Origin of the sequence: Pseudomonas cichorii (assembly GCF_019719005.1) — a bacterium.
GTDB classification, from domain to species: Bacteria; Pseudomonadota; Gammaproteobacteria; order Pseudomonadales; family Pseudomonadaceae; genus Aquipseudomonas; species Aquipseudomonas cichorii_E.
Genome location: NZ_JAIGPJ010000015.1, coordinates 49,742 through 61,638 on the forward strand (window position 1 = coordinate 49,742; position 11,897 = coordinate 61,638).

Sequence of the window (11,897 nt, forward strand, 5' to 3'; positions counted from 1 at the left end):
AGCACCGCAGAACGCGACGGTGGTGAAGGCCTCGTTCCGGCTGTGATCCGGTGGGGCCGAACCCGGAGCAATGACTGAGGTTTTTCCGGACAGCAGAAAGCAAAAAAGCGACCCTAAGGTCGCTTTCTTGTTTGCTTCAAGGAGTTCAAGGGCCTTGAAGCTGAATATGGCGCAGCGGACGGGACTCGAACCCGCGACCCCCGGCGTGACAGGCCGGTATTCTAACCGACTGAACTACCGCTGCGCGTAACACTAAGAGAGAGATTGGTGGGTGATGACGGGATCGAACCGCCGACCCTCTGCTTGTAAGGCAGATGCTCTCCCAGCTGAGCTAATCACCCTTCACTCTCGGTGTGGCGCGCATTCTACGGAGCGACCCATACTCTGGCAAGCACTTTTTTAAATAATTTTTATAATCCTTCCAAAGGCTTAGCGCAGGGTTGGCCCGGACGTCCGAGGAGCGAATAATGCCCTCCTTTGTATGGAAGGAGAGATTCACCTCATGTGGTTCAAAAACCTGCTTATCTATCGCCTGACCCAGGATGTACCTTTTGATGCCGAGGCGCTGGAAACTGCACTGGCGACCAAGCCGGCCCGCGCCTGTGCCAGCCAGGAGTTGACCACTTACGGTTTCGTCGCGCCGTTCGGCAAGGGCGAGGACGCGCCACTGGTACACGTCAGCCAGGACTTCCTGCTGGTTGCTGCGCGCAAGGAAGAGCGCATTCTGCCCGGCAGCGTGGTGCGTGATGCATTGAAGGAAAAGGTCGACGAGATCGAAGCCGAACAAATGCGCAAGGTCTACAAGAAGGAGCGCGACCAGATCAAGGATGAAATCATCCAGGCCTTCCTGCCCCGCGCCTTTATCCGCCGCTCGGCTACCTTTGCCGCCATCGCGCCGAAACAGGGCCTGATCCTGGTCAACGCTTCCAGCCCGAAACGTGCCGAAGACCTGCTGTCGACCCTGCGCGAAGTCATCGGCTCGCTGCCGGTTCGTCCGCTGACCGTCAAGACCGCGCCAAGCGCAATCATGACCGACTGGGTCAAGACCCAGAAAGCTGCCGACAACTTCTTTGTGCTGGACGAGTGCGAACTGCGCGACACCCACGAAGATGGCGGCATCGTACGTTGCAAGCGTCAGGACCTGACCAGCGATGAAATCCAGCTGCACCTGAACACCGGCAAGGTCGTCACCCAGCTTTCCCTGGCCTGGCAGGACAAGCTGTCGTTCGTGCTGGACGACAAGCTGGTGGTCAAGCGCCTGAAGTTCGAGGACCTGCTACAGGATCAGGCAGAACAGGACGGTGGCGACGAAGCCCTGGGCCAGCTGGACGCCAGCTTCACACTGATGATGCTGACCTTCGGCGAGTTCCTGCCCGAGCTGTTCGAGGCACTGGGCGGCGAAGAAATCCCGCAAGGGATCTGATTCGTCCGTCTGGACTGCAACAGGACCGCGCCGCCTATATAGGCGGCGCCTCTTTTATGGATACAGGAAAAAGGAGCGAGCCATGCGGGCACTGGTAGCCTTGAGCCGTTTTGTAGGGAATACGTTTGCGTACTGGGTGCTGTTGTTCGCCATTCTGGCGTTCCTGTTCCCTCAGGTTTTCATTGGCCTGAAAGGCTGGATTGTCCCGTTGCTGGGGCTGGTCATGTTCGGCATGGGCCTGACCCTCAAGCTGGAAGACTTCTCTGAAGTGGTGCGCAACCCATGGCGCGTAGCGCTGGGTGTGGTCGCGCACTTCGTGATCATGCCGGGCGTTGCCTGGTTGCTGTGCCAGATATTCCATCTGCCACCGGAAATTGCCGTGGGTGTGATTCTGGTGGGCTGCTGCCCGAGCGGCACTTCGTCCAATGTCATGGCCTGGCTGGCCAAGGGCGATCTGGCGCTGGCCGTGGCTATCGCAGCCGTCACCACCCTGCTCGCCCCGTTGCTGACCCCGGCCCTGATCTGGTTCCTGGCCTCGGCCTGGCTGCCGGTGTCCTTTCTGGATATGTTCTGGTCGATCCTGCAACTGGTGATGTTGCCGATCTGCCTCGGCGTCGCTGCCCAACGCCTGCTCGGTGCCCGGGTCAGCCATGCGGTCGACGTACTGCCGCTGATTTCGGTGGTCAGCATCGTGCTGATCGTCTGTGCCGTAGTCGCCGCCAGCCAGGCGAAGATCGCCGAGTCCGGTCTGCTGATCATGGCGGTGGTGATCCTGCACAACACCTTCGGCTTCCTGCTGGGTTACTTCACCGGCAAGGTATTCAAGCTGCCGCTGCCACAGCGAAAATCCCTGGCCCTGGAAGTCGGCATGCAGAACTCGGGGCTGGGCGCAGCACTGGCCAGTGCTCACTTCTCACCGCTGGCGGCGGTCCCCAGTGCGCTGTTCAGCGTCTGGCACAATATCTCGGGCGCCCTGCTCTCTACGTACTTCCGCAAGATGCCGGAAGAAGTGATTCAACAGCCGAGCGAAAAACCTGTAGCCCATTAAGGTGACCTTGAAGGGGCCGCAGTATTGCGGCCCCTTCAGCACTGCCTACCGCCCTGCCCCTCTCAACGCCTTCACCTGTTCACGCACATCGGCAGGCTTCGCTGCATCGGCGGCAATTGCAGGCCCTGCGACCAGCACCACTCTCGACCACAGGCGGCGAAAGAGTTTCTTGTCCGGCGCATAACTGAAGAAACTGCCCCACAACCCCTGCAACGCCATCGGAATCACCGGCACCGGTGTCTCTTCGATCACACGACTCATACCGCTCTTGAAGCCACTGATCTCGCCATCGCGGGTCAGTTTGCCTTCAGGGAAGATGCAGACCAGTTCACCGTCCGCAAGGTAGTGGGCAATCCGTTTGAACGCCTGCTCGTAGATTTCCAGGTCCTCGTTGCGACCGGCAATCGGGATGGTCCCCGCAGTGCGGAAAATGAAGTTGAGCACCGGCAAGCGGTAGATCTTGTAATACATAACGAAACGGATCGGTCGGCGCACGGCACCACCAATCAGCAGCGCATCGACAAAGGACACATGGTTGCAGACCAGCAAGGCCGGGCCTTCTTCGGGGATCAGGTCCAGGCTGCGATGCTCAACGCGGTACATGGAATGGCTGAGCAGCCAGATCATGAAACGCATGGTGAACTCGGGGACGATCTTGAAGATGTAGGCGTTGACCGCGATGTTCATCAACGAGATCACCAGGAACAACTGCGGGATCGACAGTTTGGCGAAGCTGAGCATCAGGATGGACACGATGGCCGACACCACCATGAACAGCGCATTGAGAATGTTGTTGGAAGCAATGACCCGCGAGCGCTCTTTCTCCGGAGTACGGGACTGGATCAGTGCGTACAGCGGCACGATATAGAAGCCACCGAAAACCCCGATCCCGAGAATATCCAGCAATACCCACCAGGCCTGACCGTAGGACAGCACCGCCAGCCAGTCATTGGGCTGCACGTTCTGCGGAAAACCGCCCGAATGCCACCACAGCAGCAGGCCAAATACCGTAAGCCCCATGGAGCCGAACGGCACCAGACCGATCTCGACCTTGTGGCCGGACATGCGCTCACAGAGCAGCGAGCCCAGCGCGATCCCGATGGAGAATACCGTCAGAATCAGGGTGACCACGGTTTCGTCGCCGTACATCCACTCCTTGGCATAAGCCGGGATCTGGGTCAGGTAGATCGCACCCACGAACCAGAACCAGGAATTGCCGACTATCGAGCGCGACACCGCGGGCGTTTGCCCGAGCCCCATGCGCAAGGTGGCCCAGGACTGGGTGAAGATGTTCCAGTTCAGCTTCATTTCAGGAGAAGCCGCCGGTGCTTTCGGAATGCCGTAACTGGCCACAAAGCCCAGGCACGCCACCAACACAATGGCGGCGGACACCACAAAGGCGTAATGACTGGAGGACATCATGACCCCGGCACCAATGGTGCCTGCCAGGATCGCCAGGAAGGTGCCCATTTCCACCAACCCGTTGCCGCCTACCAGTTCGTGCTCGCGCAGGTGCTGCGGCAGGATCGAATATTTGACCGGCCCGAACAGTGCCGAATGAGTACCCATGGCAAACAGCGCCAGCAACATCATCCACAGATGATCAAACAGAAACCCGGCAGCACCGACCATCATGATGCCGATCTCTGCCAGCTTGATAAGCCGGATCAGCGCATCCTTGGGGTACTTCTCGCCAAACTGCCCGGCCAGAGCCGAAAACAGAAAGAACGGCAGGATGAACAGCAAGGCGCACAGATTGACGTAGATCGAACGGTCGCCCTCGATGCTCAGCTTGTAGAGGATGGCAAGAATCAGCGATTGCTTGAAAATATTGTCATTGAACGCCCCAAGGGACTGGGTGATGAAAAACGGCAGGAAACGCCGCTTTCCGAGCAGGCTGAATTGTGACTGTTGGCTCATCGTCAGAGGTCCTGAATGGCTTGGCTAATTGGAAGTTCTGAATCCAGTCCGGAGCACATTGAAGACGTATCACTTCAGGATGTCGATAGCCATATCAGGACAAGCGCTATTACGGGGCGTTTCTGCGAGCTGAAAACGCCCAGTGACGTTCACTCCTTGCGTTGTGCCTGCCCAGACACCACTGCGACGAACAACAGACTGAAAATCCAACCGGCGATAATCTCAAGCCACATAACGAACCTGACCCAGCGTTTAGGACTGGTGAAAAAGCTGAAAAACTCGTCGAGGGCATTAGCCTTGGGGGTGTCGATCACTGGTGCCCAGTCGTCCTCCTGATGCAGATTGACTAGCGGGAGCAGCAAATCCAACGAGAAGGCTATCGGACTGAAGGCCGTGTACTCCTGAGGTAGCGCGTCACACAAATACCAGTTGCCAGTGCCTGCTGGTTCGTTTTCGGTCGGATCAAGCGGCGGCGAACAGTGTTTGTAGCTGACATTCTGGAAGACGAGCGGGTCGCTGGGGGCAAAGATGGCTTTTTGATCCGCGGCCCACCAGTAGAAGACGGCGCATAGCAGCCAGATACCAAGAAACCACGGCAGCAGAAATATGGGGCGGTAGCCGTACCCGCCGAGTGACCGATACACCCAATGCAAAAACACCATCAAGCAACGATAAGCATTACGCAGTGGTTCGGGCCAGTGTGCAGGGCTCTGGCCGACCAGTCCCTTCTCACGCAGCCGGTCTTCAAATGTAACCCCCACTTGCCGAGCATCTTCAGCATGCCCCATCTCGTTCAGGACTTTCTGAAGTTGCCGCCATGGTTGTGGGTAGAACTCTGGAAGCTGACCTGACTTGGTCGATGGAACGCGCTGCTTATCAAGCCAATCCAAACGATCGCTAATCGACGTCTGCTCGCTGATATGAATAAAGCTGTAGACGAAGCCATTGATATCAAGATCATCACCCCAGGACTTGCTATCGTCATTCAAAGACCCCGCGCGAGCCCCAGTAAATGAAGCTTTCCCTATGGGGTTGCTCAAGTTTCTCAGGATCAAAGATCCTTCAATATTGATCCGCTGGGCTTTGATCTCCGTTATCTGTTCTGCGTCACGGATTACTAGATCGCCTTTTAGCACGGCACCGCGTAATACAACTGCCCCTCTAGCTTTGAACCCACGCCCCAGAAAAAGAGAACCACCGACGAAGGCCCCGTCCATTGCCAACGCGTCCGACCTACTGCCTTCGAACTCGCCGCCAATACAATTGAATTGTCCATGAACCTTGGCACCCAAGAATCGTACACCTCCCTTGGCCAAGAACCCATTCCGCATAAAAACACTGCCCTCGACAATAACTCTGTCTGCCGAAAAAGCAGGCCCTTTAGATACGCTAAAACAGGCCCCATCACACGTAATCCCTCCTCCAATCCGTGATGCAAGCAGGCTTATCATTCCGTTGGCCTTGACACCGCCCAAGTGCAGGCTTCCCTGGCAGACTATATTTTCGGCCGACAGCGCCCAGCTTCCCTTACCGTCAAGGTTTGCTTCTGAGAACGTGATCTGCCCCTTAATATCAGCGCCATCAAGGTTCACCTTTCCGACTGATGTAACCTTTTTGAGTGATAAAACACCCGCAATCTTGAGGCGCGCAGCCTCTACACCTTTAAGGCTTGAACCGTACAAAAGCAGCGAATTGCTCAAGGAGGCATCAGTTAGTCCCAAGGGGCGCTCGAGCTCGCAAAATCGAAGCGACAACGCCACAGGCACCGTCGTACTTTGCAGATTCAGCCTGCCCTTAACGTAGGCACCTCGTAACTGCACTCCATGCTCATGCACAGGCGTATGTTCATCCCCTCCCAGAGCTAGAAAACGAATGAACTCGGCACGCACCTGGTTACTGTCCGATGGCTCAACGGGGAGTTTAAGACCCACCTTTGCTTCGGTGCCCATTTTACAATGCTTCAAAAGCTGAAGCTCCGCAGGCCAAAGCAAGCCAAAGTCAGTCAGCGAGCGTCCATAGGGTTTCATGCCATATCCTTATAGGTTCACGGAGCAAGAATCTCGGCTAGCTCGTGAAAAAAAGCAGGATATTAGACAGAAGGCCTATGGCCATCAATGATTAACTGTCGACCCTGCGACGAAGCGCCACGCTCGACCTTGGTCGAGAAAGACGAACGCCAGGCATCGTGCGAGACTGCCGCATCGAGATCGATACACTCTGGAAATTCATATGTCGCTGTCCAGCGGGCTGATTGCTGCCGTTGCCCTGACCTACATGGCCATTATGTTTGCCATCGCCTTCTACGGCGACCGGTACAGCGCCTCGCTGCGCCCGACCATGCGCGCCTGGGTCTACAGCCTTTCGCTGGCGGTCTATTGCACCAGCTGGACATTCTTCGGCGCGGTGGGCCAGGCGGCCGAGCAATTGTGGTCGTTTCTGCCGATCTATCTGGGGCCTATTGTCCTGATGCTGCTGGCGCCCTGGGTGCTGCAGAAGATGGTGCTGATCAGCAAGCAGGAAAACATCACCTCGATTGCCGACTTCATTGCCGCACGCTACGGCAAGTCGCAACCGTTGGCGGTGATGGTGGCGTTGATCTGCCTGATCGGGATGCTGCCCTACATTGCCCTGCAGTTGAAAGGCATTGTGCTGGGGGTCAACATTCTGATCGGTGCGGGAGCCGACTCGACCGGGACCAGTGCCCAGGACACCGCGCTGGTGGTGTCGCTGATTCTCGCGCTGTTTACCATCGTGTTCGGCGCACGCAATCTGGACGTCACCGAGCACCACCGCGGCATGGTGCTGGCGATTGCCTTTGAAGCGCTGGTCAAGTTGCTGGCGTTCATGGCGGTCGGCGTCTTTGTCACCTTTGGCCTGTACGATGGCTTCGACGACCTGTTCAATCAGGCAAAGCTCGCACCGCGCCTTGAGGAATACTGGCAGGAAACGATCAACTGGCCTGCGATGATTGTGCAGACAGGCGTGGCGATGATGGCGATTATCTGCCTGCCCAGGCAGTTCCACGTCACAGTGGTAGAAAACATCGAGCCACAGGACCTGAACCTGGCCAAGTGGGTGTTCCCCGCCTATCTGGTCCTGGCCGGATTGTTCGTGGTGCCCATCGCCCTCGCCGGGCAGATGCTGCTGCCGGGCTCCATGCTCCCCGACTCCTTTGTCATCAGCCTGCCGCTGGCCCATGCGCATCCCTCACTGGCGCTGCTGGCCTTTATCGGTGGCGCGTCGGCTGCCACCGGCATGGTGATCGTCGCCAGTGTCGCGCTGTCGACCATGATTTCCAACGACATGCTGCTGCCCTGGCTGTTACGGCGCAAGAATACCGAGCGGCCGTTCGAGGCGTTTCGTTACTGGATGCTTTCGGTACGCCGCATCAGCATCGTGATGATCCTGTTGCTGGCGTATGTGAGCTATCGCATGCTCGGCTCCACGGCGAGTCTGGCGACTATCGGTCAGATTGCCTTCGCCGCCATCACCCAACTGGCTCCCGCCATGTTTGGCGCGCTGTACTGGAAACAGGCCAACCGCCGTGGCGTATTCGCCGGTCTCGCAGCGGGGATCTTCATCTGGTTCTACACCCTGGTGCTGCCGGTGGTAGCCCATGGCATGGACTGGTCGCTGGATAACTTCCCCTTGCTGAGCTGGCTGCACAGCAACCCTCTGGACTTGCCGATCACGCCGATGACCCAGAGCGTCGTGCTGTCGATGGTGGGTAACTGCACGCTGTTCGTCTGGGTGTCGATGCTGTCGCGCACCCGGGTTTCGGAGCACTGGCAGGCTGGCCGCTTCATCGGACAGGAAACCCATGTTCGACCTGGCAGTCGCCCGTTGCTGGCCGTGCAGGTCGAGGATCTGCTGAGCCTGTCCTCACGGTTTGTCGGCGAAGAGCGCGCCCGGCAGAGCTTCCTCAGTTTCTCCTATCGCCAGGGCAAGGAGTTCACTCCGAACCAGAACGCCAATGGCGAATGGATCGCCCATACCGAGCGTCTGCTGGCCGGTGTTCTGGGCACCTCATCGGCCAGGGCCGTGGTCAAGGCGGCCATCGAAGGCCGGGACATGCAGCTTGAAGACGTGGTGCGCATCGCCGACGAAGCCTCGGAAGTGCTGCAATTCAACCGCGCCCTGCTGCAGGGCGCCATCGAGAACATCACCCAGGGCATCAGTGTCGTCGATCAGTCCTTGAGGCTGGTGGCCTGGAATCATCGCTATCTGGAACTGTTCAATTACCCGGAAGGCTTGATCAGCGTCGGACGGCCGATTGCCGATATCATCCGCTACAACGCCGAGCGCGGCCTGTGCGGGCCGGGCGAAGCCGAAGTCCACGTTGCGCGCCGCCTGCACTGGATGCGTCAGGGCCGGGCACACACTTCCGAGCGACTGTTCCCCAATGGCCGGGTGATCGAGCTGATCGGCAACCCGATGCCCGGCGGCGGCTTCGTGATGAGCTTCACCGATATTTCTGCCTTCCGCGACGCCGAACATGCCCTCAAGGGTGCCAATGAAAGTCTGGAACAGCGAGTCGCCGAACGGACTCATGAACTGTCGCAACTGAACATTGCACTGACCGAGGCCAAGGGCAACGCCGAAGCAGCCAACGAATCCAAGACCCGCTTTCTCGCGGCCGTCAGCCACGACCTGATGCAGCCGCTGAACGCCGCCCGGCTATTTTCCGCGGCGCTGTCCCATCAGGAAGAAGGCATTTCCAGCGAAGCCCAGCAATTGATCCAGCATCTGGACAGTTCGCTGCGCTCTGCAGAAGACCTGATCAGCGACCTGCTGGATATCTCGCGCCTGGAAAACGGCAAGGTCACGCCGGATCGCCAGCCTTTCGTACTCAATACCCTGTTCGACACACTGGGCGCAGAGTTCAAGGCGCTTGCTCAGGAGCAAGGCCTGAAGTTTCGGGTCAAGGGCAGCGATTTGCGGGTCGACAGTGACATCAAGCTGCTGCGCCGCATCCTGCAGAACTTCCTGACCAATGCCTTCCGCTACGCCAAAGGCCCGATATTACTGGGTGTCAGGCGTCGTGGCGGCAATCTGAGCCTGGAGGTCTGGGACCGTGGACCGGGCATTCCCGAAGACAAGCAGAAAGTGATTTTCGAGGAATTCAAACGCCTGGACAGTCACCAGACTCACGCCGCCAAAGGCCTGGGGCTTGGTCTGGCGATTGCCGACGGCCTGTGCCGGGTGCTCGATCATCCGTTGCAGGTCAAGTCATGGCCGGGCAAGGGCAGCATGTTCAGCGTCACGGTGGCGCTGGCTCAACCGCTGACGCTGGCACCCAACACCCCGACCGAACCTAGCCGCGTGGTGCTCAACGGCATTCAAGTGCTGTGCGTGGACAATGAAGACAGCATCCTGATCGGCATGAACAGCCTGCTGTCACGCTGGGGCTGCCAGGTATGGACGGCACGCAATCGGCAGGAATGCGAAACCCTGCTCAACAACGGGATTCGCCCGCAAGTGGCGCTGGTGGACTATCACCTGGACGAAGGTGAAATCGGTACCGAACTGATGGCCTGGCTGCGAACCCGACTGGGGCAACCGGTGCCGGGCGTGCTGATCAGCGCCGACGGCCGACCGGAACTGATTGCCCAGGTGCATGCGGCAGGCCTGGATTACCTGCCCAAACCGGTAAAGCCTGCGGCATTGCGCGCGCTGTTGAGCAGGCATGTGCGACTGAGTTGATTCCAGCGCTGCCATGCAACTCCGTAGGAGCGAATTTATTCGCGAAGCCCTTCGCGAATGAATTCGCTCCTACTGCGTCGATACGGAAACACATCGATCACCTTGCCGGCCCGGATCTGCACTTGCAGGCCTTTCCAGTACTCGGCGTCATAGAGTTCGCCATGCAGGCTGTCGAACAGGCGGCGCTGTTGCAGATCGGCAAACAGAAAAGGCGGAAACTCTTCGGGGAATACATCCATCGGACCAATGGAATACCAGGGCTCGCTGGCCATTTCATCCTCGGGCGTGCGCGGGGTCGGGATACGGCGAAAGTTGGCCTCGGTCAGAAAGCAGATTTCGTCGTAGTCATAAAACACCACACGACCATGGCGGGTGACGCCAAAGTTCTTGAGCAGCATATCGCCGGGGAAAATATTGGCAGCCGCCAGTTGCTTGATGGCCAGCCCGTAATCATCCAGCACCTCACGCATCTGCTCGGGGCTGGCCTGCTCCAGATAGAGATTCAACGGCGTCATGCGTCGCTCAGTCCAGCAGTGGCGGATCAGGACTCTGTCCCCATCCTCCACTTCGACGGTGGAAGATGCTACCTGTAACAGCTCGGCCAGGCATTCGGGCTCGAACTTGCTCAAGGGAAAGCGAAAATCGGCAAACTCCTGGGTATCGGCCATGCGCCCTACCCGATCGACGCTTTTCACCAGCCGGTACTTGTCGATCACGGTCATGCGGTCGACGTTCTTGGACGGCGAAAAACGGTCCTTGATGACCTTGAACACCGTATTGAAACCCGGCAGCGTGAATACGCTCATGACCATGCCACGCACGCCGGGGGCCATGATGAAACGGTCGTCGGTACTGGCCAGATGATGAATCAGGGCACGATAGAACTCGGACTTGCCCTGTTTGTAGAAACCGATGGAGGTGTAGAGCTCGGCGATGTGCTTGCCGGGCATGATCCCCTTGAGAAAACCCACGAACGCTGCTGGTACCGGTACATCGACCATGAAATACGAGCGGGTGAAGGAAAAGATGATGGACACTTCGGCCTCATCGGTAATCAGCGTATCGATCAGAATCCCGGCGCCTTCACTGTGCAGCAAGGCGATGACCAGCGGCCACTGTTCCTCGCGGGTATAGACACGCCCCACCAGATAAGCACCCTTGTTGCGATAGAAGACCGATGAAAACAGCTCGACGCACAATGTCGGATCCTTGCACACCCAGTCAGGCAAGTTGCTCTGCAATTGCATCTGGACGTGGTTCATATCGGCGGCCAGATCCGCATAGGGCACCTTGAAACGATAATCAGCGAATACACGCCCGAACATGGCCGCCATATCGCCAGACGGCCAGTAGCTGCGAACTTGCGCCACACACTCTTGAGCCTGCGCCGCTGGCCTCGTGCTGTGGATAAACATGCGTTCGTCGCTGATCAGGTCATGGCTGAACAGACCGAAGAAGATCGAGTTGAACCAGGTTTCTGACAGTTCATCGTCCAGCCGCGGGTCGATCAGCTCGATATAGGCGCCCTTGACTCCAGGCCAGTCACGGGCTTCCAGAGCCTGCACGCCAGCTCGCTGCAGGTGCTCGATCACTTCGCTGACTTTCTGCTCATAGAGATTGATCCGGTCGGCCGAAGCACGCTGGATCAATTGCCATTGCGCACCCTCGAAACGCTCCCGGGCCCCGGCGGTTATCTGCCGGAAGTGTTCACGGTAATCATCGAAACCGTCGAGGATCAGACGGGCGATAGCGTTGGCGGACATGGCACGGCCTCACGTCGAGACACCCAAAGCCTAGTTCAGG

The 11,897-nt window shown here is 58.2% G+C and carries 6 protein-coding genes and 2 tRNA genes; 3 read left to right on the forward strand and 5 right to left on the reverse strand.

Annotated elements, in window-relative coordinates; genetic code table 11:
• Positions 1-167: 167 nt before the first annotated feature.
• Together K5D32_RS13315 and K5D32_RS13320 are read right to left on the reverse strand one after the other, a co-directional pair.
• Positions 168-244: transfer RNA gene (locus K5D32_RS13315), tRNA-Asp, on the reverse strand.
• A gap of 21 nt (positions 245-265) precedes the next feature.
• A tRNA-Val gene (locus tag K5D32_RS13320) sits at positions 266-341 on the reverse strand.
• Between the two features lie 161 nt (positions 342-502).
• On the opposite strand from K5D32_RS13320, the gene rdgC reads away from it, so the two are divergent.
• On the forward strand, positions 503-1,423 hold the full coding sequence (gene rdgC, locus K5D32_RS13325; RefSeq protein WP_221600591.1) for a recombination-associated protein RdgC: 921 nt from the start codon (positions 503-505) through the stop codon (positions 1,421-1,423).
• 82 nt (positions 1,424-1,505) lie between these two features.
• Positions 1,506-2,471, forward strand: a complete 966-nt coding sequence (locus K5D32_RS13330; protein WP_221594580.1) for a bile acid:sodium symporter family protein — start codon at positions 1,506-1,508, stop codon at positions 2,469-2,471.
• 45 nt (positions 2,472-2,516) lie between these two features.
• On the opposite strand, the gene K5D32_RS13335 is transcribed toward K5D32_RS13330, so the two are convergent.
• Together K5D32_RS13335 and K5D32_RS13340 are read right to left on the reverse strand one after the other, a co-directional pair.
• Positions 2,517-4,391 carry an MFS transporter gene (locus K5D32_RS13335; RefSeq protein WP_221594579.1) on the reverse strand — a complete coding sequence of 625 codons (1,875 nt, stop codon included), beginning with the start codon at positions 4,389-4,391 and terminating at the stop codon, positions 2,517-2,519.
• A 149-nt stretch (positions 4,392-4,540) separates the two neighbouring features.
• Positions 4,541-6,418, reverse strand: coding sequence for a membrane-associated oxidoreductase (locus K5D32_RS13340; RefSeq protein ID WP_260407377.1), 1,878 nt, complete (start codon positions 6,416-6,418; stop codon positions 4,541-4,543).
• A 202-nt stretch (positions 6,419-6,620) separates the two neighbouring features.
• Between K5D32_RS13340 and K5D32_RS13345 the strand changes: the two genes are divergently transcribed.
• Complete coding sequence (locus K5D32_RS13345; protein WP_221594578.1) at positions 6,621-10,094, forward strand: PAS domain-containing hybrid sensor histidine kinase/response regulator; 3,474 nt, start codon at positions 6,621-6,623, stop codon at positions 10,092-10,094.
• 35 nt (positions 10,095-10,129) lie between these two features.
• On the opposite strand, the gene aceK is transcribed toward K5D32_RS13345, so the two are convergent.
• Positions 10,130-11,857, reverse strand: a complete 1,728-nt coding sequence (gene aceK, locus K5D32_RS13350) for a bifunctional isocitrate dehydrogenase kinase/phosphatase (RefSeq protein WP_221594577.1) — start codon at positions 11,855-11,857, stop codon at positions 10,130-10,132.
• Positions 11,858-11,897 lie beyond the last annotated feature (40 nt).

What these genes read in the sequence shown, in the direction of transcription:
- rdgC (WP_221600591.1), top strand. Translation starts at nt 503, where the DNA reads ATGTGGTTCAAAAACCTGCTTATCTATCGCCTGACCCAGGATGTACCT.
- K5D32_RS13330 (WP_221594580.1), top strand. Translation starts at nt 1,506, where the DNA reads ATGCGGGCACTGGTAGCCTTGAGCCGTTTTGTAGGGAATACGTTTGCG.
- K5D32_RS13335 (WP_221594579.1), bottom strand. Translation starts at nt 4,391, where the DNA reads ATGAGCCAACAGTCACAATTCAGCCTGCTCGGAAAGCGGCGTTTCCTG.
- K5D32_RS13340 (WP_260407377.1), bottom strand. Translation starts at nt 6,418, where the DNA reads ATGAAACCCTATGGACGCTCGCTGACTGACTTTGGCTTGCTTTGGCCT.
- K5D32_RS13345 (WP_221594578.1), top strand. Translation starts at nt 6,621, where the DNA reads ATGTCGCTGTCCAGCGGGCTGATTGCTGCCGTTGCCCTGACCTACATG.
- aceK (WP_221594577.1), bottom strand. Translation starts at nt 11,857, where the DNA reads ATGTCCGCCAACGCTATCGCCCGTCTGATCCTCGACGGTTTCGATGAT.